The sequence below is a fragment of the Raoultibacter phocaeensis genome (assembly GCF_901411515.1).
Taxonomy (GTDB): domain Bacteria; phylum Actinomycetota; class Coriobacteriia; order Coriobacteriales; family Eggerthellaceae; genus Raoultibacter; species Raoultibacter phocaeensis.
Genome location: NZ_CABDUX010000002.1, coordinates 322,379 through 345,915, shown reverse-complemented (window position 1 = coordinate 345,915; position 23,537 = coordinate 322,379). Strand labels below are relative to the sequence as shown.

Here is a 23,537-nt window from a genome sequence, read left to right as displayed (position 1 = left end):
ATCGTTAGAGATCTTTGCGAAAGCAACTTGGCACGAGCAGCCTTTGCAAAAACGACTCGCCGGAATCGGATGGCACAAGGTCGATGTTCCCCTTCAATCCATTCCATCCATAGAGAGTATGGGTGACAAAAAGTAAGTTTTGAACAGGGAGCAAGCTTCCGATAAGGGGTTTTACAGCTCGCATGCCGTTTGACAACGTTCTTTTCACGTCCGAATCGCAAAGCCCTGCACCTGTGCCGAAGCGCCGTGCAAAGCACTACCATCGCAATGCACGACGCTCTTTGCACGCGCGAGACAGCGCCTACGGAACGAAGATCGAAGCCATCCTTCCCTTCTCGGCCATCTTGACCGCAAGCTCTTCGAGCGTTCCGTACTCCATGGCGCTCGCAAGGCAATGGTGCACACAACTGGGTCGCTCGCCTGCAGCCACACGGTCTGCGCACAGATCGCACACCGTTGTGGGAACCGGTATATAGCGGTATTCCCAATGCTTGCCGTCTTCAAGCTTCCACGGCCCTAGCTCGAGAACCTTGATCCCCCATTGTCCGTGGGGCAGATCGTGTTCGTTCTTGCACGCTACTTCGCAGGAATGGCAGCCCGTGCAGTATTCGTTGTCTATGAGAAGTCCATACTGAGCCATCATCGCTTCCTTTCGCTACTCGGCCCGATATATCTTGCAGGGCATGCTCTTGTAATGGGTTCCGAATCCGAGCGGTCCGTTTTCCTCGTGGGGAATGAGCTGGTTTACGTTCACTTTGAAGACATCGAACAGGCTCTCAGGATCAGCTTCAGGAAGCCACCAGCCGTGATCGCAACTCACGACGGTTTCTTTGACGATAGGGGTCAGATGCGCCCGCATCACCACTTTTCCGAGCTGGTTTTCGATCACGACTTCGGAGCCCTCGGTAATGCCGTATTCGTCCGCAGTAGCGGGATGTATCTGTACCGTCGGCCACGGGTGGATTTCGCGCAGCGTCTCGATCTGGCGGTTTTCCGAATGGAACGAGGTGAAACGACGTCCGCCCGTCGTCACCGTAAGCGGGTACTCTTCTGCCAGATCAGGACGCGACACCGCGCTGAATTTCGGTTCGATGTAATACGGCAGAGGATCGTCACCGAGGTTTTGCAGCACCGTCGAATACAGCTCGATGCGCCCAGTGGGCGTGTTGAACCCAGGGGAGCCATCGGCCCGCAGAAGGCCCTTCTCGTATTTTTTGTACTCGATCTCGTACTGGCCGACCACGTGCTCGCACAGATCTTCGTACGTCGCATCAACACCGCGCATTTTCTCAAGCTGGCTGTCGATGAAATCCGAAGAAGACGCCCACCCGGGCTTTTTGCTGTTGGGATAGAGCCTGCGATGCAGCTCGAGCATGATCTCGAGATCGGCTCGACATTCCCCCTCGGGTTCGAGAATAGGAATGATGGCACCCATCTGACCTGGTTGCGAAGCGTTGTTATTGGACACGTAGCCCTGTTTTTCGAAGAATGTCGCCGCTGGCAGCACGATGTCAGCAACTCCCATGATGGTCGGTGTCATGAACAGATCGGCCACCGCGACGAAATCGATCTTGCGCATCGCCTCGAGCCAACGGTGAGGCTGCGGAACCATGCACGAGATGGTGTTGTGCCCGAAGATATAGGCAAAGCGGATTTTGTACGGCACGTTCGTCTCGAGCACGTCGAGCGTAGCATCGGGATGAGTCGTATTTACGATGGCGCTCATAGCAGGATACCGGTCGTGGCCGAGCGGCTCGACGCCGATGTTGCCGTGCAGGGCAAGCCCCTCGGGCTCGCCTGCTTCTTCGGCCACCAGGGCGTTTTCAGCCATGCCTGCAAAGATGGGAGGCATACCCATGAAGCAGCCTCCTGGCACATCCATGCTGCCCGTTATGGCGAACAGCGAAAGGAGCGCATGGCCGATCTGGAGCGTATTGGGATTCTGATCGACCGCGAGCCCCATCGAAAGCGTCGAGGGACTTTGGGCGAGGCAGCGAGCGGCGCGCCGTATGTCTTCGGCGTCGACCTCGGTGATCGCGGCGACCTTGTCGACCGGATACTCCTTCACGCGCGCCGCAAGCTCATCGAAGCCGTAGCACCAAGCTTCGACGAATTCATGATCGTACAGATCCTCCTCGATCACCACGTTGAGCAGTCCGAGAGCAAGCGCACCGTCGGTGCCGGGACGCAGCTGCAAATGGACTTCGGCGCGCGTCGCGAGCCAGTTCACGCGTGGGTCGGCAACGATGAGCTTCATGCCGAGCTTCATCATCTCCACGATGGAATGACCGAACAGCCCATCGGGGTTCGACCGCAAGGGATCGCGTCCCCATACAAGCATGTAGTTCGGACAGACCCATCGCGGATCGTCGTAGCGGTCGGGAAACCCGATCGAGTTATCAGCCTCGATGTAGGAGCTGCCCATAGTCCATAGCATCGCCGCCATGCGCGGCACGATGCAGGACCATCCGCTGTTAGGATGCACTGCGTTCACCGTGCCGAATACGTCGTTCGCCATCTGGAAGTGTACTTGGCTCGCCTCGCGGCCCGTGCCGCACCAGACGCTTACCGCGCCAATGCCGTATTCCTCGACGGTTTGTTTGTAGTGCGCGATGATCGTATCGAGGGCCTCATCCCAGCTGATACGCTCCCATGCATCCTTTCCCCGATCCTCGCGGGCACGCTTCAAAGGATGCAGGATTCGGTCTTTATGGTAATAGTACTCTTTCGCCGTCAGGCATCGTACGCACAGACGGCCTTTTGAGATGGGATTCTCCTCGTCACCCTCCACTTTGACAAGCTTCCCGTCCTTTACGAACACTTTGAGCCCGCACCCAAGATTATGGCAACCGATGCCCGCCGAGCACGTACGGTACACCCGTGTACCGTCTTCGAGTTCGACCATTGCTGGTGACGCGTGTTCGTTAAAATGCAGTGTTGGCATAGTATCCTCCTCGGTCTTCCGCTTTCGTCTTATCATTCGCCCCTTTATCGAAGCGTTTTGCTCCGAATTTCGCCGAACAAAGCCCTTTAGGCAGCAGCCGCTAACCCGAAACCCTTACAAGCGGGAAATCTCCAAGGTTCAAGCTTTCATCGAGTTCGATCCCGCGCTTCTCGACCGGTTCAAATCCGTCCGCTTCGATCCTCACGTCATAGACGCCTTCGTCTATGCGGCGGAAATAGAAATCGCCGAAGTCGTCGGTCTTCGTTTCGCGTTCGGTTCCGTCAGGCAGGACGAGCGTCACCTTCGCATTCTCGACGATCTCGTTTTCGGAGGGATCCCACACGTCCCCCGCAATGAACAGATGCGGCAGGTTCAGGTAATACACGCGCGGTTTGCATCCATCCTCCGGAACGAACGTTTCGGCGCGAGCTATCTCTTCGGCGAATTTTTCCTCATCGCCGAATCTGAGACCCCCGGTTGCGCACAGATCGACACAGTGCGGCATCGCGCCCTCGTCCACCAAGTGGGCGCACCCGGTGCACTTTTGTGCTACATCGAGCTCTTCGTTGTAGAAAACGGCACCATACGGACATGCTTCAACGAGTTCGCGACGACCCTTCGCTTTCACCGGATCGATGATCACCAATCCGTCATCGCGCTTATAGACCGCTTCGGGAGCCGCTTGCTTGCATTTCGGGTCATCGCAATGCATGCATGGCCACGGCGTGTACTCGACGCACACTTTTGGCACCTGACCATGGTCCTTTTCCTTGACACGCATCCAGAACTGTCCCGTATTGGGCTGCGGAAGCGAGTACGGTTCCCACGTATTGCCTACATGCTCGTCTTTGCATGCCACCTGGCACCCGTAGCACCCGTTGCACTTCGCGACGTCAACGATAAACACCTTCATCAGAGCACCTCCTTGCCTTCCTCGAGCCAAGCATCCACGATGTGCAGCGGGCCGGTCTCGGGATCGTACGGTCGCGAAAACGCCTCGGGATACCGCTGCGCCAATTCGAATACATCGACTTTCTCTATACCCACCAAATACCCGCTCGTCACCTCGCCTGCGCAGTTTTTCGAAGCAATGGCTTTCGGAGCGATCAGATTGTTGGTACCGCCTCGATCCGACACGCCAAGCTCGATCGGATCCATACGGGCACCGTGATCCTGCAGCACGGCGCCAGGGCGTATGCGTTCGGTTACGTACACGCCGCCCATCGTCCAGCCGCGATCGTTGAATATCTTCACCACATCGCCCGATGAAACATCGAGTGCATGCGCATCGAGGGGGTTGATCCATATCGGTTCGTACGCGTATCCGTCGGGGCCGATGACCTTGCAGGTCTTGATCTCGCGGAACCACGCGCAATCGTCCAGCTGGGAATGTAAGCGCCAGTGAGGATGGTTCGATACGAGCAGGTAGGGGTACTGTTTCGCACGTGGAGTGGTCAAGCGCTCATCCGGATGCGTCTCCCCTTTCTCGATCCACCGCGGATAGGGCATGCGCTCTTTGTCTTCGGGGAAATTCTCCGCCAGACGAGACGAATAGTACTCGATCTTGCCGGTCGGCGTCGTAAGCGGATGGCGCTCGGGATCGGCATAGAATCCGTAAAACCCTGCCGCATCGTCTTCCCACCCCTCGGCAGGCGGAACAATGAAGCTTTTCTTCTCCAGAAACTCCTCGAACGACATGAAGTCCTGAACGCCCGAGTTCTCGAACCCGATGCGCATCTTGTCCTCGAGAGACGTGCCCCCGGTAAGTTGCTCGACGACTCCAAGCTTCTCGGCAACGGCGACTGCGCATTCCCAATCGCTCTTGGATTCTCCAAGCGGCTCGATCGACTGCTCTTCCAGGACGAGCGTGTTGTAGTTACCCGACATGATGTCGCAGTTGATATCGCGCTCTTCGAACTTCGTGTTCACGGGCAGGATGATATCGGCAAGCAGACAATCATCCTCCATCCAGATGTGCTGCGCGACCACGCATTCGATATGATCGGAATGGAGCGCTTCGATGAACTTGAAGCCGCCGTTCCATGACGACGTCCATTTCGGTGAATCGATCCACACCATATGGATCCGTTCTGAGCCCTCTGCCGGGTACTGCATCTTGCGGAACTGATCCTCCACCGGTACGCCGGCAACGGTACAGCCGTACCAGGTAAGCGGATGCTCGTGGTCGAATTCGCCCGCAAGCGCCTCGGGCACGAGGGTTTCGGGAACGATCGAATCGCGCGTATCGGCCGCATAGGGAAGCAGAACCGCGAACAGGTTCGGAATAAACTGAGAACGGGGAATAGGCGTTTGCTGGGGCAGGCTGAACAGCTGGTACTCCATCATCTTGAGCTGGTTGCGCCCAGGATGTCCGAGCGCCTGCATGCCGAGCAGCGCAACCTCGAGGCGCGCTGGTTCATGCGAATACGTCGAGCGGATGTAGGAGCCGCCGTTGCTGTGGGCGATCGACACGTTCTCCTTCGCCCACGACCGGGCCAGTGCTTTGATGATGCGGGCAGGCACGCCGCAGATGCCCTCGGCCCACTCGGGGGTCTTCTCGATGCCGTCGTCGCCGCCCATGACATGGTACTCAAACCAGTCGAAACCCACAGCGTGGGTTGCAAGGTACTCCTTATCGTACGTGCCTTCCTTGATCCACGTATGGGCGATCGCAAGCTGCAAAGCCGCATCGGTGTTGGGAAGCACCGGTATCCACTTGTCGGCATGCACGGCAGCACCGTAGTTCACATCGGGGCAGATGTATATCTGGCGCACGCCGATATCGTGCAGGAAGAAGCAGTACCGGCTTGGGAAATGGCCACCCCATCCCCACGGTGTCGTTACGACGTCGCAACCCCAGAACAGCACGGTGTCGGTGTTTTGGGCGACATCGAAAAACAGGTTCTGCTGATCTCCTTCGCCCACCGGATCGCAACCCCAGATGTGCTTCGCGCCCCAATACCAGCCCTCCCAGCTGTCGGGATTTCGTGCTTGCAGGCAATAGCCTCCCAGCACATCGAGCAGCGCGCCTTCGCATCCGCGAGGACCGTGAAGCGTCTTCACCTGATGGTGTCCGTCCGATTGCACGAAGATCGAATTCACGCCGTAGCGCTCGTGCACGCGCCTCACTTCGCTTGCGATAAGCTCCGTAGCTTCATCCCATGTGATACGTATATACTTCGAACGCCCGCGGTTCTGCGGGTTACGTTCGCCGTTCGGATCCCAATCCACGCGCTTCATGGGATAGAGGATGCGGTTGGGCGAATACACTCTGTGTTTGGTCGCCAAAGCGAACGGGGTGATCTCCGATTTCTCCGCCGCCTTGAACTCGCAGCCGCGCGCCTTGATCGACCAGCGAGGAAGCACTCCCCCTGAAGCGTTCGCTTGGTAGTCGAACGGCCGGATGCGAACGATCCTTCCGTTTCTCACATCGACTTCGGCGGGCTCCGAAGCCGAGCACGGTCCGCAGAATCCCATGGTTTTGATTGTGGTGCTGATACCGTCTGTCACGTTGTCTCCCCCTTGTTCTTCCGAGTTGAAATCGGCACTATGCGCACGGCGAGAAACCCTGCGTCAGGCCGTATCGAATAGATTTTTTAGCGATGGTGCGTTGCGAAAAACGCGCTTAGTCAAGCGGTGAGGAAAGATGCGAGAGCCACCACGAGAGACGGTTGTCGTTATGGAAGCTTTGCTCGACGAAGCGCCAGGAGAATGCCAAACCCCCCGTAAACGGCGCCCTTTCGATTTGTCGCAAAGCCATGCCGCCAACCTTCTCAATCAGATGTTTCTGCTGCCGCAAGTCTAGCAGGAAAAAAGTAAGTTTTTCATTCCGAACGGTCTTGCGACAGCTTTCGCATCGCGCGTGCCAAGTCGTGAAAAATGGCACGAAAGCGTGCTTTTGATCTGGTTCGACCCGGTCAATAGCCATTCACTGCCTGCCGCTTTACAGCTCCTGGCAACTTACTTTTCGTCGCGTATCATTTTCCCGAAAGCAATACGGAAGAAACGGATGTCGATGGGCGCATGCTACAGTTGCAGCGGTTGCGGAACATGCCGCGAGTGGATGAGGGAACTCGAACACGCATGTCCTTTCTGTCGCGCTCCCGTTAAACCGGAAGCTCATCGGTGCTCCGCCTGCGGCAAGCCGCTTCCACTTCCAGCGGGAATCGCGCGCCCCGTCGAAGAGACTCCCGCCTTCGATGACGAAACCACCGCGGAAGACAGGCGATAAGCCCGTCGGTCATCGTCCCGAACGTCTATAATGAAATCATGCGTTTGGTACGTCGAACCGAAACTAACCACCGGTTCGACGCCGTAGGGAAGACGGGGTATCATGGCGAATCGCGAAGAAAAAAAGCAGCTGACCGAGCAACATCTCTACGATGTTGCCATCGACCTGTTTTGCGAGCAGGGGTACAAGCAAACAACCCTCACCGATATCGCAGCGGAAGCCGATGTTTCGACCCGTACGCTCTATAAGTACTTTCCCACCAAAGAATCGATCCTTCGGAAATTCGGCAAGGAGAACATCTACTCTCTCAAGTCGTTTGCGAGTAATCTGCCTGCAGAGATGCCGTTGAAAACCAAAGTGCTCGAAACCATGGTGTACGATTTCAAAACCATGTTCTGTCTGTTTGATGTAAGCTATATTCTCCATTCGGCCCGCGATGAGCACGGCATGTTCGCCAGGTTCGAGCTCGAGAACATCCTCGCAACCGAATCGATTTACTGCAACCTGTTCAAGCAGGAACAGCTAAACTGCGGCATCGAGCCGAACGATCAGGTGGTTTTGTGCGCTTCGGTAGTCATGGGGCTGTACCGGCATTGCAACGATCTTTACCGATTCAGGAAGAAAGGCCAACTCGACGAAAAGGACCTGCGCGCCTTTTACCTGAGTCACATCGATGCGATCTGGGGGTCGCTCTACGAGAAACTCACCACGGTGCAAAGCGGTGCATCGCCCATCGCCAACATCGACAAGCACCTGTTCGGATCGATGGACGGCCTTCGAAGCTAAACGTTATCGGGGCTCTTCGGCGTAAAAAGCATCATCTTGGGCTTGGTTTTCACGAATGAGACGAGCTCGTCAATCGAACCGTACGTAATGACGCCATATTGGCAATGGCGCACACACGCGGGCCTGTTCCCCTTGTTCAGTCGCTCAGCGCACAAATCGCACCAATCGGTCGGTATCGGGACGAAATCGTATTGCCATGCCCCATCGCGCGTTTTCCACGGGCCGAGCTTCGTAACCTTGATGCCCATCATATCGGGACCGCACCCGTGAGCGGCCATGCACGCAGTCTCGCATTCCGAGCAGCCTAAACAAAACTCGTAATCGATCAGCAAACCTCTTTTTACGCCCATATCGCACCCCCGTCACTTATGGTTTATGCGCCTTCAGCCAGCCGTCGTCGAATCACTCCTGCCCGCGGTGCGCTTCGTCGTTGCGGTGAAACCCGCCCGAGCTTACCGTAAGAGGCGTGCCCGGCGTCGGCGGTTGCGCTGCACCGCATGCGTCGCACACGGGTGCGAACACGTGAGCAAGCTTCTTATGGCACACGATGCAGCGCCCTTGTCGATCGGCGCACTTGCCGCAATGGTTGCACGGGCAGCACACGGCTCACTCCGTCACATCGCTGTAGGGAAACTCGGCGTTTTTCCGCGTAGCGAGCAAATACACGAGCACAATGACGAACAAGGCAATGAACGTCACCGACATGACCTCGAACATGGCTGCCGTACTGGTGCCGATGATGCCCTCGACCGTTTGTACGTACACCGACGAACAAGCTTGACCTGCAAACATCGCCATCGACAGAATCGAAAGCGCATACGTGCGGCGGTATGGATGAACGAGCCCGCTCAACGTCGTTTGCAGATACGGAATGATCGTGCCGAGGTACACGCCGTACACGATGGCACCGGCGAACACTCCGGCAGGAGTCGTCGCAAAGGCAAGCAGAGTAAACGCAAGCGCGATCGAAGCCATAGAGACGAGCACGGTATAGCGCTTGAGCTTTCTGAAAATGAACATGAACAAAAGCGAGATGACGAGCGCAACGAACGTGGTTGACGACGAGGCGAGCCCCGCCATAACCGAATCGCCGATACCTGTCTCCTGTATGAAAATCGCAAGCTTCAAAAGGTAGACCATACTGATGGTCATCGTCACAAACATGAGCAGGATGCCCATCCAGGCGCGACGGCCTATGCGCTTCTGCTCGGGAGAAAGCTTTGCAGCCTCCTTTGCAAACGGCATGTCTTTCTCGGGCGGAACCTTCGGCAAAAAGATGATCTGCATGATGAGCACGAAGATGAAGAATATGTTGATGAAAAACGGAACGTGCCATCCGATAACGGCGAGTGTCCCGGACAAGGTCGAGAAGACCATGGCGATGATGCTGCCAACGGCATTGGCGCCGCCCATCATGCTCGCACGCTCATTTCCGGCAAAGAAATAAGAAATGAGCGTCGGCACGATCGGGTACACCAAACCGCAGCCAAGCCCGAAAAACACGCGCGTCACGAGAAGCATTTCGAAGTTCGGAGCGAATGCTCCTCCTATACCGCCGATGATAAACAGTATCTGGCCGACGGTAAGAATGGTTTTTCGGCTGATATAGTACGAGAGTTTCGCCGCGATGAGCGATGCGGGAATGATGCACAGAGGCGGCAGCGCCACAAGGAGATTGACGTTCTCCCCGGGAAAAGCAAGCGCGATTACCGCAAGGATAGGCGTCATCTCAGAACCGAGCGCATTGCTGTCGCACGCGCACAAAAGCAGAGTTGCTTTCGTGCCGAGCTTCGAACGGTGTTTCACTTTTCCGTTTGACATAGTATCCCCCTTGCCCCCGCTGGAAGGCCTCGCCTCCCATACCGAACGGTCATCGGAAGCCTATCAATGCGCCGCACCGAGGCCAAGGCGCTTAGATACTGATGGGCAGAAGATCAGACTCTCGGTATTAAGCATGTGAATCCGCAGGTGATGTCGGAGTCCGTTGCGTGAGCTCCTCGCACTGCGCAACTTCTACAATATCGAGTAGCTCTTGCTGCGAGTGAATACTTAATTTATTATATATATTGTAGATGTGACTTTTCGCCGTATGTGTGGAGATCGTAAACTTCTGAGCGATATAGCTGGCGTTGCGCCCTTGGGCAAGGCATATCAGAACCTCCGCCTGCCGCGCAGTCAAATCGTACATCTGGGCAATTCGCTCGACTTTCGCATGGAGCAGCGCTCCTGGGTCCCCCTCGATCGCGCTTGCCCTCCGCGCTTCGAGAACCGCATCCATCTTCACGGAGCGAACATACGAGAGCGGACCCGGGTGGAACACGGCGAAACTCGTGATGACCACGAGAAAGACAACGAGCGCAAAGCATATGAACAATCTGCCGCTTGCATCGATGCCAGGCGAGAAACTGAGCGCCATACCGACTATCCATCCGAATGTACAGCCCAGTCCGTTCAGCGTTCGACCGACTGCGAACGTCCGAATGTAGTTCTCACCGAACAGAAGCGAACTTTTCGAAACGTCGGCGATGTCGACGATGTCATGGCATGCCAAGAGCGCAAGCATGACGAAGATGCACACAAGCTGGCCGGCATGCCCCACGAATGAAAACAGAAAGATGCATACGAGCATGATCGGCAGAAATACCTCGATGAGAATAACGGCAATGTCCTTCGGTTTCCTCACAAGGAACAAAACCGTGAAGATCGCTGCGAACGCGTTGCCGGCGGCGATGACATACAATCCGTCCGGATAATACGCCGTAACCGTTGCACACGATCCGACGAACCCGATACCCACGCTGTATGCCAACGCGAGCAGGATCGTGCGCATGAACGAAACCTTGCGATCTGATTTGCCCTCATCGCCGTTCTCGTCACAGCTAGAAGTCGGTTTTCCAGCCGCCTGCGACTGGTGTTCTTCCCGTTTCTTTCCCCCATCGAGCACGTCTGTATCGATGGTAAGAGAACGAGACATGGCAAACACGGCGAACACGACCGAAATGACCGGAAGCGAGCCGATCGCAAGATAAGCGATGCCCATCGGCATAAACGCAGTTGAAATAAAAAGGAAAGCACCGATGAGAAATGCACTCGAAACCGAGAATATGACTTGCTTTCTCGTCAACTCGACGATCTTTTTCGACCACACGAGCAAGAGAGCGGAAGACCCTATCCCGCTTGCCGCCCACAGCGCGAATGCAACCGGCATACCGATACCTTGGGAAAAGAAGCCCACAATACACACCATGGGACTCAGCACAAGCGAGATTCCCTTGAGCAGTGCTCCTCCCCGCTCAGATGCGAAAAACCGCGCGAAGAGGCCGAGTATGACGTACGCGAAGAACATTGCGATAGTCATAGCCATGCGCATGAGGTGGATCTGGTAATCGCTGAATATCCCCATCGGCACAATGGATGGACTCCAGAACAAGCAGAATATCCAACCAAGGTACAACGAGAATCCGATCAGGCAGAGAACCGGGATATGTACGGAAAACACCCGGCGCCTCTCCTGAACAGGAGATTCTTTTTGCTGAAATTTCAAATTGATCGATGCGTCAAGCACGTTGGCATGGTCGTACCGCATTTAAGTCTCCCCCGTTCGACTTAAGCAGATGGCTCCATGACGCAAGTGTAGCATGAGGCCCCGTCGTGAACGCCTTGGGCCGTTTCATCGATTTCAGCGATATATCTCGAGCTTTTCGCTGTTTTTGACAAACGCCCTCGTAAGACGGGGCACTTCGCTATCGAGACATATCCCCGTGCTCGCTGCCAGGTGAAGCTCTGCGCGCACCTGACACTTTGACCTTAACGCTTCCTGCTTTCGGGCGGATGAACGCCCCGCATGAAGGGCAGTACCGTACAGCGGGGTCAACTTCCCGGCGGCAGCACGGACACCGAGCTGCTGAAGGAACACCCTGCCCCTCAAGGCATCTTCCGCACCCCGAGCACTGATAGCACATGCCGTTTTCTACCCCCTAGAAACGGGATGCTCTCGAGCCCATATGCGCCCGTATGAGTCAAGCTCGTCAAGGAAGATGGCGTTGTTGCGCTCGATAAAGCAGCGACCGCTCGGTTTACCCGGAAAAAAGCGACCAGCGGGACAGTACGTGTCTATCGCGCGACGCACTTCGGCGCGAATCGCCTCTTCGGGAAGCCCCTCGACGTCGATTGCCGGCACATCGACGCCTCCGACCATGGGCAGCCTGCCCTCGGTGATGCGCTGTATTTCCACGATGTCGTTTTGGGGAATGACACCCTGCCAGATGTCGATTCCCAGCTCCACCATGTCCTCGACGATGGGCTCGCAAATGCAATCGGCATGATGCACGTAAAGAGCTCCCGTCGCGTGGATCGCATCCGCTATGTTCATCTGCAGCGGCTTGATGATCTCGCGCCACACCGCTGGCGGCAGAAAGAGGTTCTGCTTGCTGCCCCAGTCGTCCTGGAAAAAGACGATGTCGGGCTTCACCGTCTCGGCTGCGATTTCGATTTCGCGAATCTTGAAATTCGCAATGGCAGAGAGCAGATCGGCCATCTCGTCGGGGTATTCGAGGTAATTGCACAAAGCATCCTCCATGCCCATGAGGAAATGAGAGCGCTCGAACAGGCCTGCCGCCATGAACAAGCCTGCAAAATGCTGGCTGCGGTCTATCTGGGCTGCCGCCTCTTTCGCGCGAGACCAATCAAGATTCTCGATTTCGGGAACCCTAAGGTACCTCTCCCAGGCTTCGATATCGGGGATGACGAGGTTGTCGGAAGTAAAATGAGGATGTGCTCCTGGCGAACCAGGCAAAAACACCTTGACGGTTCCCCATGAATCCTTATGCTCTTTTCCGTCTTGGGGAATCGCATCGCGTGCGCGGACGGGATCGGGGATCCATCTGACCACATCCATGAAATCGTTGTAATAATCGGGTTGCTCCCGATTCAATATCGCCATAGCATTCTCTCGTGGTGATAGCATCTGCTTTCCTTTATCACGCCTGAACGATATCGCGGTGTTCGCACGGTGTTCCATCATCGGCTGTCCATACGAGCTTCTTGCGGGAACGGTACGCCAAGGCTACGCACCCTATGGCCAAAACGCAGGTGCCCATAAGCCCCGCAAACGCTGGCACGAACGTTCCCGTCGAGTCGTACACGGCACCGACGAGTACCCCCGAGAACGATCCGAACAAGCCGACGCCCGTGCGAATCCATGCATGAATCTGCGTATAGTTCTTCGACCCGAATAGGTCGCGTATGAGCAAGGGGAGGCTAACCGACATCAGCGAATCCTGGATACCGAACAGAAACGTCGAGAGAATCAGGAAGACGGGGTTTTTAAACACGATGAATCCCGCGATGCCGACAAAGATGAGAACCAGTTCGATGATGGTGGTTTTCCTCACGCCGATCTTGTCGTTGAGCCATCCCATAACAAGCTTGTCGACTACCGATTCCGCCGATTCAGCCGAGACGATGATGGCCGCAAACGACGCCGTGAACCCAATCGACTGGATATATCCGGGCATATGCTGTTCGATTCCGCCGTGTATGAACGAGGCGATGCCCGCAAACACAAACAAACACCAAAACGCAAGCGACGCAACAGCCACTTTGACAGCAACACCGCGCATGACGGGCAGCTTCTCTTTCCCGTCCTGAACTTCGGCTTGATAGCCGTACGGCGCAATACCCAGATCGGTCGGTTTTTTCCGCATGAGCAAGCTGCATGGCAGAATAACCACGAGCGATGCCACACCGACGAACACGTAAGCCGATCGCCATCCAGCCGTTTGAATCAAAGAGCTGATAACCATCGAGAACACGGTTGCCGAAATGCCCGAACATGCCATGACGATGCCGTATACGAATCCCCGCCGCTTGATGAACCAATTTCCAATAAGCGACGCGGAAGGCAAGACGAAGATGCCGGCCCCCGCAGCGCCGACAAGAAAACCCGAAACCTGCCATTGCCATATCTCGGTGTACGTGCTCATGGCTACAACAGCTCCCGAAAGCACAACGATAGCCACAGACATGACGACGCGCGTATCGTACTTCGAAAGAAGCTTGCCCGCCAAGGGCGTCACAAGCGTCGTGCCGATGAAGTACCCCGTCATATAGGTGGATATCTCGGAACGGAGAAAACCGAGATCTTCGCAGACGGGAACGTAGAATAAGCTCCCGCAGTTCAAAATTAGGCCCATACCGAACGCTTGCACGAAACAGCAGCAGACCATAATAACAAACGCATAGTGAATCGTTCCGAACAACCTGCCATCCCTGACAAGCGCCATCACAGTTCCCCCTTTATTCGGGGCCGGGCGAAACAGGATCGCCCAGCCCCCGCTCGTGCGGATCTATGCTATCGAGGGGACACTACCCACCTCATCGCCCGATACGGCTACCCGGTACATAGCTTGCCCCACGCTTGATGCATCCCTACAGTGCCGAATGCCGCATCTTCATCCCTACTCGTCTTTCGCTTCGAGCTCGGCCGGAACCGCTGGTTCACGCAACCCTGCAATTAGCTCGGGGTGCTTGGCCTTCGTTGCCACAATGATCACGGCAACCAAAACCGCCATTCCCGTCGCAAGGGGCCACGCAACGTTCCAGCCGGCAAACTGACCAGTAGCCGCAACGCCCATGATGCCCGCAAGAAACGCCAGCACGTAAGCCGAGAAATATTGGCAGAGGTTCTGTGCGGCTGCCAGAAGCGACAACCCCAATGTCGCGCCTTCCTTCGGCAGCACTTTCACGATCTGCAGTATAAGGGCCGGATTGAACATACCGAACGCGAAACCGTAAATAATGGCTCCTGCATAATAGCCGGGCACCGTGATCACGTGCGTCAGGATAAAGAAGCCGACAGCCTCACCCAAAAGCGCGATCGGCAGGTCGAATCCGCGCAGACGACCTTTGATGAACGCTCCGTAGCAGATGGCGCCCACCGCGCAAGCAAGCGTTTGCGTCGAGCTGATGATGCCGGCGAATCCGGTATCACCGAGCCCCGCTTCTTTGATGCAGAGCGAGATATTGGTGAAATACGAGAATTGGAAGAAATTCCAAATACCGGCAAGCAGGATAACGATCCATGCAGCGACCGTTATCGATTTGAGCGCACTTTGCTTCTTGCCGTCAGCCGTGGTTCCAGCAGGCTTTACGTCGGGTTCGGGCAGCCAGAAGATGATCATCAGCACGATAGGCACGATGAACAGATAGCCGATAAACGCATAGCGCCAGGAAAGGACGGCAAGGAATCCACCGATGAGCTGGAAGAGCGAGCCAGAAAGACCGCCGACTGCCGTTTTGAAGCTCATGAGGCGGTCGCGTTTTTTACCGTCGAACAGATCGGCGATAAACGACGACGCCATCGGGAAGATCATGCCGCGACCGAAACCGAGAATCACGCGACAGGCTAGGATACCGTAAAAACCCTCTGTCGTCTCGGGCATGAAGCCTGCAGCGACGCCTCCGACAAGCGTGCAGGCCATAGCTATGATGAGCATGGTCTTCTTTTTCATATACCGCTCCATGACACCGACGGCGAATGCACCGACGATGGCCATGAGCGATGGAAGACCTTCGATGTTCTTGAGCATGAGCGAATCAATGCCAGCTGGGGCATATGCCGCCCCGATAGCAGACATAGCCGGTGTCGAGAACGATTTCGCATACTGCAGCGTGATGACGAGCAACGCGGCAATCTGCACGGTGACGCCTAAAGCCTTCTTTGTCTTAGCTTTTTGTTCTGCGGTCATTTCATTCTCCTATCTATGACCTTGTCTCATGAACCTGGGCTACCTCATGAACGCAACGAGTTCGCCGATGTCATCGAGCTCTTCAAGACGCGAAACCGCCTTCACGACGCGATCGGCATCAGCCCGTGAAAGCGTCTGGGAGAACTCGATGTTTCTGTAAAACTTATCCAACACCTCCTCTTCGCTCATCGGGCTCTTGTAGATGTCGCCTTTTGGAACATCGCATCGGGCGTGGTACGCCGCTCCGTCCGCCATCACGATGTCAGCCTCCGCCGTCTGGTACTCGTCGGGCGCAAGCGAGGGCTGTATCTCGATCTTTTCGATGAGGCGCTTGAGGGCCGGATCCTGCATGGCCGCTAGGTTCATGGAATCCGGGCGTACCGTTTTTGTTGCGATGGCGACCGCTGCGGTATAGATGATACTGAACGCACCGCTCACCTGAGGCTCTTCGCCCGGATCGAACGGCTGCCCCACAAACCCTTGGGCTGTGCGCGGTGTCGTATGCACGACCACTCTGGAAACCTGCTCGGGATCGATATCGTGCGCGGCAACGATCTGCAGGCACGCATCGATAGACGGGTGGGTGGCCCGGCACGCTGACCACGGTTTGATGACCACATCACCGTAGAAGACCTTGCCTAGATCTTTGCACAGAAGCTCCGGCTGTTGCTTCTCTCCGCAATACAAAAAGAAGTAGCCCTTCTTCCCCCCGAATGCATCATGGGTAGCCGTCATGCCCCGTGCCGCAAAATCGGCCGAAAAGATGGCGTTGCGCGAAGCGAGTGCCATCGGAAGCTTGAAGGCAAGCGTCTTGTAATTGATGTTGTCCATTGATCCGCCGAGCATGTTGAGATCGAGACCGAGCGCGTTGTTGAGCTGTCGCTCGTCAAGCCCCGCGAGCTTGCCGGCGATGACGGTAGCGCCGAGGCCGTTGATGGTGTTGGTGTTATCCCAGCCCCCGTACACGTCGAACCCCGAAGCCGCACCCAATCGTGCAGCGATATCGTCGCCGAGGGCGAGCGCCACCATGAAATCGCGTCCGCTTGCCCCCGCCCGCTCAGCACAGGCAAATGCGGTCGGAACCGTCGTGCCGCTGATATGCGCGGCGCTGCTTTTCCTGTTCTCGTTCTCGGCCTCGATGGCCTCGAAGTCGTACGACCGCATCGAGAAGCTGTTGATCATGGCGGCCGAAGGCGCATCGATCTTCTCACTGCGGAAAAACGCTGCGCTCTGAGCAGCAGTTCCGTAGCTCTTCAGCAGATCGAACAGCTCGTCGCACAAAGGCGCATGAGCACCGGCGGCAATGACCCCTATCGCATCAAGCACGCGGGTTTTTAATCGGGAGACCGTGAAGTCGTCGAGCAATGAGTAGTCTGCCGCAACAACGTGCGCGCAGATTTCGTCCGTTATTGTCACGTTAGTACACCCCGTTTCGAATGCGGGCGCTTCCCGCTCTTCCCGTAGGCTGCAGCACGCAGCCGAAGCGAGAAGCCCCCTTATGAGCGCAGACGATTTCCGTCGCCTGCGCTCTATCCCCTGTTAGTCTTTCACGGTGATGAGCGACCAGCGGGTTTGACCGTCCATCTTCTTGACGAGTTCTTCGGCTTCGCCGAAATACATGCACCACGCCTGGCAGTGCTGTACGCACATGGGCATTTTGCCCTGCTCGGTGCGCTCGACGCACAGATCGCATGCCTGCGTGATCACGGGCATGTACGTCCATTCCCACGAGTCTTTCAAACCGGCACGTTCGCTGTACTGAAACGGCCCCACTTCGCAAACCTTGATGCCGAATTCGCCTTTTGGCAGGTCAAGGATTTTCTTGCATGCCACTTCGCATGAATGGCATCCGGTGCAGTAGTCGTAATTGACGAGAATCGCCTTAGTCACGGTTATTCGCCTCCTTCTCTTGATCGTGCGGTCCGTTACTTGATTACCTCATCGGCGTGTTCTTTCGCATATTCGAGGGCGTTGCGTCCTTGCATATCGGCGTCTTCCACTTTGAGACTCTGCACGCGACGCGCGTTCTCAAGCTGCTTTTGCAGCGCATCGTTGCCTTCAGCTGCCTGTTTCTCGGCAGAATCTTTGTCTCCCGCCATTACGCCCGGAATGTAATCGCCCCAGCCGCCTTCGCGGGTAACTTTCTCGCCGGGCATTTGATCGCCTTCCTGGTACTTGTATATCTTGGCGAGGAAGCTCTTGATGCCCGATCCGATGCCCCCTTGGCCGGTCTCGAAGTTCAGGGCAAGGTTATTGATGTTGGAATCGAACGTTCCGTACAGGCTCGGCTCAGCCGCTTCTTGCTCCGGATACCACCATGCGTGCTCCATGTGGATGGTGTCTTTCTTGATACCGGGGAACAGAAACGCCTTCTGACGGCAGCGGCCATGCGTGGTCTCAACCCACACCCAATCTCCCTCTTCGATACCGTACTCCTCAGCCGTTTCAGGATGAATAGTCACGAGCGGCCACGGATGGAATTCGCGCATGGTCTCGAGTTGGCGGTGCTCCGAATGGAAGAACTCATAGGAGCGGCCGCCCGATGTGGCGATGAGCGGATATTCCTTGAACTTCTCGGGCGTGGATACCGGGCTGTCTTTCGGCTCGATATGATACGGCATGGGATCGACGCCCCAATGATTGTATCCCCAGCTCCAAAACTCGAAGCGACCGGTAGCCGTATCGAAGCCGGGCTGACCGTCGGGACGGCACATCCCCTTCTCGTATTTGTAGTACTCGGCGTCCCACGGATCGTACTTATAGCCGCCGCGCGCCTGCAATTCTTCGAAATCGCCCTCGTAGCGCGTACCTCCTTCGGCGTACTGATCGGTGAGGTACCAGGTAGAAAGCTCCTTATCATCTTTCCACGGCCAGTTTTCGGGCTTAAGCCTGCGGCCAAGATCGAGGATGATCTGTTCGTCGGATTTGGACTCGTAGAAGCTCGTGCACTTCGAGATGGACCGAGCAGGCGTCCACCAGGTGCGCACCGAATTGCGCTCGCAGCTCATGGCGACCGGCAAGACGATGTCGGCATGGGCGACGGCAGTCGGCGTCATGAACGGATCAGCAACGACGCAGTACGGGATTTTGTTCATGGCTTCGTACATGCGCGGAGCATCCATACCCGAGCACGAGAGCGGATTGGCGCTTTGCAGCCAGAGGATCTGGGGCATGAAAGGTTCGCCCGTCTCGACCGCATGCAAAAGCGCGTCGGAGGAAGCACATGCCACGATATCGGAGGATTCTATGCCAGCCGAAAGCGTCATCTTCCCTGCGTAGTTCTCGCGCGGGATCTTGAAATCTCCCAACCCATAGCGCTTTTCGATGTCGAACGCACACTTGATGAGCAGATTGCCACCAGGATTGTCGATGTTACCGGTCACGCCCATGAGGTCGCATGCCGCCGCGGTAACGCCGAGCGCAGAAAGCTGCTGCTCAAATGCAAGGCCCCATTGGATAGAGGCGTTTTCGGCATTCGCATACATACGCGCCGCGCCGCGGATATCATCGGCGTTCAGCCCGCATATTTCGGCCGCCCACTCGGCGTCCTTACCCTGCACCGACTCGACAAGCTGCTCGTAGCCGTAGCACCACAGATCGATGAACTCGTGATCGACCAGATCCTCGTTGATGATGGTGTTCAGCATGGCGATACCGAGCGCTCCGTCGGTTCCAGGACGTACCTGCAGCCAATACTCGGCTTTTGCTCCGAGCCACGTCAGTCGCGGATCGATGGAGATGATCTTCGTACCCATCTGCATGCATTCGAGTATCCAATGTCCCAAAAAGCCGTCGGCATTCGCCTTCAAAGGCTCGTTTCCCCATACCATGATTACATCGGGGCGCTTGAACGAAGGATCGGCGTAACGCTGCTCATGTGTTTCGGACACATCGATGATGGTCATCTCGCCCATCTTCGCCGATGCTCCGATCATGCGCGGCAGATAGCACGCGAAGCCCGTGAACCCGAAGTTGCATACGTTCGGCGTCTCGAGCGCCGTAGAGGCGAACAGCGGCAGCTGCCAGCCGATGTTGCGACCAGTTCCATGCACGAACAGGATGGTGTGGGAGCCGAAATCACGTTTGACGGCATTGACTTTCTCGACGATCTCGTCGTAGGCCTCGTCCCACGTGATGCGTTCCCACTTGTTCTCACCGCGCTTGCCTGCTCGGCGCATGGGGTATTTCAGCCGGTCGGGATGGTTTACAGCCTCCACCATATCAAGGCAGCGCATGCAGAGCTTTCCGCCGTTGAACGGGGCAAGGGGATCGCCCTCTATATGAGCAAGCTTGCCTTCCCCATCGACGTACAAAAGCACTCCGCAACCATTATGGCAGCCCGGAGGCGACCAGTGATTGGTGCGGGTAACGGTATATTCGCCCTCCTGCCACCGCCATTCGCCTTCATGGTAGGCCTTACGATCTACCGAATCGAGGAATTCTTGGTAATCCATGCTCCTCCCTTTCTCTCATACTCGTCTCTGACCATCGTGTCGGATTCTATAAAGACAACCGGTGCGCAAGGCCTATGTAGAGCCTTGCTATGCCGGGAGCTTTTTACTGCGGAGCACCGGGCGCTTTGGGGGCTGCGGGCGCTCCCGGCGCAGCAGGCATACCCGGAGCCCCAGGTGCTCCAGGTGCTTGTGGCATAGCGGGGGTTTCGGGCAACTCAAAGCCGCATTGGGGACACGTCTTCACGTCGAGCGCGCATTCAGCTCCGCACTTCGGGCACGTTGTGGTCATGGAAACCGCTGCTGGTCTGAAACACATACAGAACTCCTTTTAATCCTTTTTATACTAGTCTTATAAGTCTTATTTTGCGAGATCAAAATAATACCTTTTAGTATGACTAAACAAGAGGGTATATTATTCTATTTTAAGAATAAAGAATCACGTGGTTTCGACTATGTTCTTTATAACTGCTGATAAAAGGCATTTTATTACGATATCTGTGCACTACTAGTTCATGTCAATTATATTGAAAATAGAATAGTTTATAGTCCTATTCGGTACTATCAATTAGTAAAAAATAGTATTATTTTGTATAGCATCAAATCTAATACTCTAGTACTTATTAGTTCTATTGTATGGATTCGGAACTCACACGAGAAAGGTGCCCATCATGTGTTTCAGACCCGCCGAAACAGAGCTTCCCCCCTTACAGTGTCCCGCATGCGGAAAGCGGATCAACCGTGTCGCCGGCCAGCTTCCCTCGAAATGCCCCTTCTGCAAAACGTCAACCGAAGGCATCGAAGAAGCGGTTTCGCAGATTCCAGCTCCCGCCGCTCCCAGCGCACCGAAAACTCCCGACTCGGGAGCGCCGGGAGCACCCCCAGCTCCGTCCGCGCCGCAGGCACCTGGTGCGCCTCGAAGCGAGTAGGGTCCCTCAGCATGTCCGCCTACCCCGTTTCGCGCGTGAGGACTTGAACGAAAGCGCAAGCACGATAGGCGAGTACAGCATGAATATTCCAATGAAAGAAGACGAGAGGAGAGATTATGTCGGAAAGGATAATCGATTGCGGTGATGGCGTTATCAAGTGCCGTACCTGCGCATGGTCGCCGCCGGGCGATCATCCCGTGGGATGCGGCATGTACCTCACCGTAAAAAACGGGAAGGTCGTGGATGTCGAGGGAGACCCCGACCACCCCATCACGCAGGGTCGCCTTTGCGTGCGCTGCCTGACGCTTCCCGAGTACATGTACAACGAGAAGCGCGTTCTCACACCGCTGTACCGCGAGCGCGAGGACCGTGGCAAAGAAGCGTGGAAACCTATCACCTGGGATGAGGCGCTCGACATCATCGAAGAGAAGGTGAACTACGTCAAGGCGAACTGGGGGGCCGAATCGATCGTCGCCTTTCAGGGAACGGGACGCGAGGCGACGCTGTACAAGACACCGCTCGCCTACGCTGCGCTCGGCACGCCCAACTCGTGCTTCCCCATGAGCGGCGATTCATGCTACGGTCCACGCTGCTCGGTAGCTGATTTCATCCTCGGCGCAGGTTATCCCGAACTCGACTATGCCGCCTTCTTCCCCGACCGCTTCGACGATCCGCGCTACGAAGTGCCCAAGTACATCGTACTCTGGGGCAAGGATCCGCTGTTCTCGAACCCCGATGGATTCTTCGGGCACACGCTCATCGACCTCATGAAGCGCGGGTCGAAGTACATCGTTATCGATCCCCGCGTCACCTGGATGGCTGCGCATGCCGAATACCATCTGCAACTGCGCCCCGGCACCGATGCCGCCCTCGGCCTCGGCATGATCAACCTCATCATCGAAGAGGATCTCTACGACCATGATTTCGTAGAGAACTGGTGCTACGGTTTTGACGAGCTTAAGGAACGCGCAGCAGAGTATCCGCTCGCCAAAGTAGAAGAAATCACCTGGGTTCCCGCCGACACCATCGCAGCAGCCACCCGCGCCATCGCTTTGAACCATCCCTCCTCGTTCATGTGGGGACTTGCCATCGATACGAACAGCAACGGCGTACAAGCGGGCCACACGGTGCTCATCTTAGCCGCAATCCTCGGCGACCTCGATGTACCGGGCGGCGTCACGCTTGCCGTGCCCGCCAGCTTCATGGGCAAATGGCGCTACGAATGCGCCCAGCAACTCCCCCCAGGCATGCTCGAGAAACAAATCACCGATCCGAAGTACAAGGGCTTTCGGGCGGCGCACCTTATCGCGCATCCCGACTGCATTCTCGATACCCTTGAAACCGAAGAGCCCTATCCGCTCAAGATGGCATGGTTCTATGCTACTAACGGCATTGCCAATACGACGAACGCGCAGGGCAAACGCTGGTTCAAGGCGCTTGAGAAGATGGAATTCAACGTGTGCCAAGACGTGTTCATGACACCGACCGCCATGGGACTGTGCGATCTCTTCCTTCCCGTAACCACCTTTGCCGAGCATGATGGAATGGTGCTCCCCCATTTCGGCCGAAATACTCACATGGTCATGGCCATGAACAAGTGCGTGGAAGTGGGCGATTGCAGATCCGACTTGGAGATAGACTTCCTCGTAGGCAAGCGGCTCAATCCGAAGGCGTGGCCGTGGGACAACGTGGGCGATTTCTTCACCGAGCAGCTTCACAACGGCGGCGTCGACATGACATTCGAAGACCTGCAAAACGACGGATGGCTGCAGATGGACTTCGAATACCGCAAATACGAGAAGGGGCTTTTGCGCCCCGACGGTGAGCCCGGCTTCAACACTCCGACGGGCCTTGTCGAACTCTGCTCGAGTTTGTACGAGGACTGGGGAGAGGATCCGCTCCCCTACTTCGAGGAGAATGCGCTTACGCCGTTCAGCAGGCCCGATCTTGCCGAAGAGTACCCGCTCATCATGACGACAGGCGGGCGCGAAACCACCTCGTTCCATTCCGAGCATAGGCAAGTGCCGTCATTGCGCGCCATCATGCCCAACCCGCTTGTGCAGATAAACCCCGAAACAGCCGCACGATACGGCATCGAAGACGGCGATTGGGTGTGCATCGAAAACCCGCTTGGCAAAGCCATCGAGAAAGCCAAGATTACCCCGATCGTCGATCCGCGCGTAATCCACGCACAGCATGGCTGGTGGTTCCCCGAGCAAGATGCCGAAGCACCGAATCTGAACGGCGTTTGGAAAGCGAATATCAACAGCCTCATCCCCCATCGCGCAATCGGCCGCATCGGCTTCGGCGCACCGTTCAAGAACGTACTCTGCAAGATATACAAAGTTGACAGCCTTGACGCGTTCGGCACCCTGAGTCCTGATACCGAAGAGGGGGCAATCGGAGTTGATCCCTCAAGCCCTGTCGCGATAAGGAAGGAGGCCTAGT

17 protein-coding genes are annotated in these 23,537 nt (G+C 56.2%); 2 read left to right on the top strand and 15 right to left on the bottom strand.

The features are described 5' to 3' along the window. Nucleotides 1-301 precede the first annotated feature (301 nt). The 4 genes from FJE54_RS09285 to FJE54_RS09270 all read right to left on the bottom strand — a co-directional run bounded on the left by FJE54_RS09285 (nucleotide 302) and on the right by FJE54_RS09270 (nucleotide 6,454). Nucleotides 302-640: a 4Fe-4S dicluster domain-containing protein gene (locus tag FJE54_RS09285; protein WP_139652513.1), complete on the bottom strand. Its 339-nt coding sequence runs from the start codon at nucleotides 638-640 to the stop codon at nucleotides 302-304. A gap of 15 nt (nucleotides 641-655) precedes the next feature. After that, complete coding sequence (locus FJE54_RS09280) at nucleotides 656-2,944, bottom strand: molybdopterin-dependent oxidoreductase (protein WP_139652512.1); 2,289 nt, start codon at nucleotides 2,942-2,944, stop codon at nucleotides 656-658. A 100-nt stretch (nucleotides 2,945-3,044) separates the two neighbouring features. Beyond that, entirely contained in the window at nucleotides 3,045-3,857 is an 813-nt protein-coding gene (locus tag FJE54_RS09275; protein ID WP_139652511.1) for a 4Fe-4S dicluster domain-containing protein, read from the bottom strand. Then, nucleotides 3,857-6,454, bottom strand: a complete 2,598-nt coding sequence (locus FJE54_RS09270) for a molybdopterin-dependent oxidoreductase (RefSeq protein WP_218971916.1) — start codon at nucleotides 6,452-6,454, stop codon at nucleotides 3,857-3,859. Before FJE54_RS09270 ends, FJE54_RS09275 begins: the two co-directional genes overlap by 1 nt. 823 nt (nucleotides 6,455-7,277) lie before the next feature. Here FJE54_RS09270 and FJE54_RS09265 point away from each other — a divergent pair. Beyond that, nucleotides 7,278-7,961 carry a TetR/AcrR family transcriptional regulator gene (locus FJE54_RS09265; RefSeq protein WP_139652510.1) on the top strand — a complete coding sequence of 228 codons (684 nt, stop codon included), beginning with the start codon at nucleotides 7,278-7,280 and terminating at the stop codon, nucleotides 7,959-7,961. Here FJE54_RS09265 and FJE54_RS09260 read toward each other — a convergent pair. From FJE54_RS09260 to FJE54_RS09210, 11 genes are all read right to left on the bottom strand, one after another. Continuing rightward, nucleotides 7,958-8,311 carry a 4Fe-4S dicluster domain-containing protein gene (locus tag FJE54_RS09260; RefSeq protein WP_139652509.1) on the bottom strand — a complete coding sequence of 118 codons (354 nt, stop codon included), beginning with the start codon at nucleotides 8,309-8,311 and terminating at the stop codon, nucleotides 7,958-7,960. The two genes, FJE54_RS09265 and FJE54_RS09260, sit on opposite strands and share 4 nt — an antisense overlap. Before the next feature lie 52 nt (nucleotides 8,312-8,363). After that, a complete protein-coding gene (locus FJE54_RS09255) occupies nucleotides 8,364-8,564 on the bottom strand; it encodes a hypothetical protein (protein WP_139652508.1) in 201 nt (66 codons plus the stop codon). Nucleotides 8,565-8,567: 3 nt separating this feature from the next. Further along, nucleotides 8,568-9,782, bottom strand: a complete 1,215-nt coding sequence (locus FJE54_RS09250) for an MFS transporter (protein WP_139652507.1) — start codon at nucleotides 9,780-9,782, stop codon at nucleotides 8,568-8,570. 127 nt (nucleotides 9,783-9,909) lie between these two features. Then, the gene (locus tag FJE54_RS09245; RefSeq protein ID WP_180326680.1) at nucleotides 9,910-11,460 is read right to left on the bottom strand and encodes a helix-turn-helix transcriptional regulator; all 1,551 of its coding nucleotides are present in this window, start codon (nucleotides 11,458-11,460) and stop codon (nucleotides 9,910-9,912) included. A gap of 471 nt (nucleotides 11,461-11,931) precedes the next feature. Next, the gene (locus tag FJE54_RS09240; RefSeq protein WP_139652505.1) at nucleotides 11,932-12,927 is read right to left on the bottom strand and encodes a uroporphyrinogen decarboxylase family protein; all 996 of its coding nucleotides are present in this window, start codon (nucleotides 12,925-12,927) and stop codon (nucleotides 11,932-11,934) included. 13 nt (nucleotides 12,928-12,940) lie between these two features. Further along, nucleotides 12,941-14,245: an MFS transporter gene (locus FJE54_RS09235; RefSeq protein ID WP_139652504.1), complete on the bottom strand. Its 1,305-nt coding sequence runs from the start codon at nucleotides 14,243-14,245 to the stop codon at nucleotides 12,941-12,943. 174 nt (nucleotides 14,246-14,419) lie between these two features. After that, nucleotides 14,420-15,709: an MFS transporter gene (locus FJE54_RS09230; protein WP_139652503.1), complete on the bottom strand. Its 1,290-nt coding sequence runs from the start codon at nucleotides 15,707-15,709 to the stop codon at nucleotides 14,420-14,422. Nucleotides 15,710-15,748: 39 nt separating this feature from the next. Further along, nucleotides 15,749-17,125, bottom strand: a complete 1,377-nt coding sequence (locus tag FJE54_RS09225; RefSeq protein ID WP_180326679.1) for an MmgE/PrpD family protein — start codon at nucleotides 17,123-17,125, stop codon at nucleotides 15,749-15,751. 123 nt (nucleotides 17,126-17,248) lie between these two features. Continuing rightward, complete coding sequence (locus FJE54_RS09220; protein WP_139652501.1) at nucleotides 17,249-17,599, bottom strand: 4Fe-4S dicluster domain-containing protein; 351 nt, start codon at nucleotides 17,597-17,599, stop codon at nucleotides 17,249-17,251. A 35-nt stretch (nucleotides 17,600-17,634) separates the two neighbouring features. Next, nucleotides 17,635-20,163 carry a molybdopterin-dependent oxidoreductase gene (locus FJE54_RS09215; RefSeq protein WP_139652500.1) on the bottom strand — a complete coding sequence of 843 codons (2,529 nt, stop codon included), beginning with the start codon at nucleotides 20,161-20,163 and terminating at the stop codon, nucleotides 17,635-17,637. A gap of 103 nt (nucleotides 20,164-20,266) precedes the next feature. After that, a complete protein-coding gene (locus tag FJE54_RS09210) occupies nucleotides 20,267-20,479 on the bottom strand; it encodes a zinc-ribbon domain-containing protein (protein WP_139652499.1) in 213 nt (70 codons plus the stop codon). 726 nt (nucleotides 20,480-21,205) lie between these two features. Between FJE54_RS09210 and FJE54_RS09200 the strand changes: the two genes are divergently transcribed. Beyond that, on the top strand, nucleotides 21,206-23,536 hold the full coding sequence (locus FJE54_RS09200) for a molybdopterin-dependent oxidoreductase (protein WP_139652497.1): 2,331 nt from the start codon (nucleotides 21,206-21,208) through the stop codon (nucleotides 23,534-23,536). The last annotated feature ends 1 nt before the right edge of the window (nucleotide 23,537 follow it).

Excerpts from the sequence above, each read along its gene's own strand:
- FJE54_RS09285 (WP_139652513.1), bottom strand. The coding sequence starts at position 640 with ATGGCTCAGTATGGACTTCTCATAGACAACGAATACTGCACGGGCTGC.
- FJE54_RS09280 (WP_139652512.1), bottom strand. The coding sequence starts at position 2,944 with ATGCCAACACTGCATTTTAACGAACACGCGTCACCAGCAATGGTCGAA.
- FJE54_RS09275 (WP_139652511.1), bottom strand. The coding sequence starts at position 3,857 with ATGAAGGTGTTTATCGTTGACGTCGCGAAGTGCAACGGGTGCTACGGG.
- FJE54_RS09265 (WP_139652510.1), top strand. The coding sequence starts at position 7,278 with ATGGCGAATCGCGAAGAAAAAAAGCAGCTGACCGAGCAACATCTCTAC.
- FJE54_RS09260 (WP_139652509.1), bottom strand. The coding sequence starts at position 8,311 with ATGGGCGTAAAAAGAGGTTTGCTGATCGATTACGAGTTTTGTTTAGGC.
- FJE54_RS09250 (WP_139652507.1), bottom strand. The coding sequence starts at position 9,782 with ATGTCAAACGGAAAAGTGAAACACCGTTCGAAGCTCGGCACGAAAGCA.
- FJE54_RS09240 (WP_139652505.1), bottom strand. The coding sequence starts at position 12,927 with ATGCTATCACCACGAGAGAATGCTATGGCGATATTGAATCGGGAGCAA.
- FJE54_RS09235 (WP_139652504.1), bottom strand. The coding sequence starts at position 14,245 with ATGGCGCTTGTCAGGGATGGCAGGTTGTTCGGAACGATTCACTATGCG.
- FJE54_RS09230 (WP_139652503.1), bottom strand. The coding sequence starts at position 15,709 with ATGACCGCAGAACAAAAAGCTAAGACAAAGAAGGCTTTAGGCGTCACC.
- FJE54_RS09215 (WP_139652500.1), bottom strand. The coding sequence starts at position 20,163 with ATGGATTACCAAGAATTCCTCGATTCGGTAGATCGTAAGGCCTACCAT.
- FJE54_RS09210 (WP_139652499.1), bottom strand. The coding sequence starts at position 20,479 with ATGTGTTTCAGACCAGCAGCGGTTTCCATGACCACAACGTGCCCGAAG.
- FJE54_RS09200 (WP_139652497.1), top strand. The coding sequence starts at position 21,206 with ATGTCGGAAAGGATAATCGATTGCGGTGATGGCGTTATCAAGTGCCGT.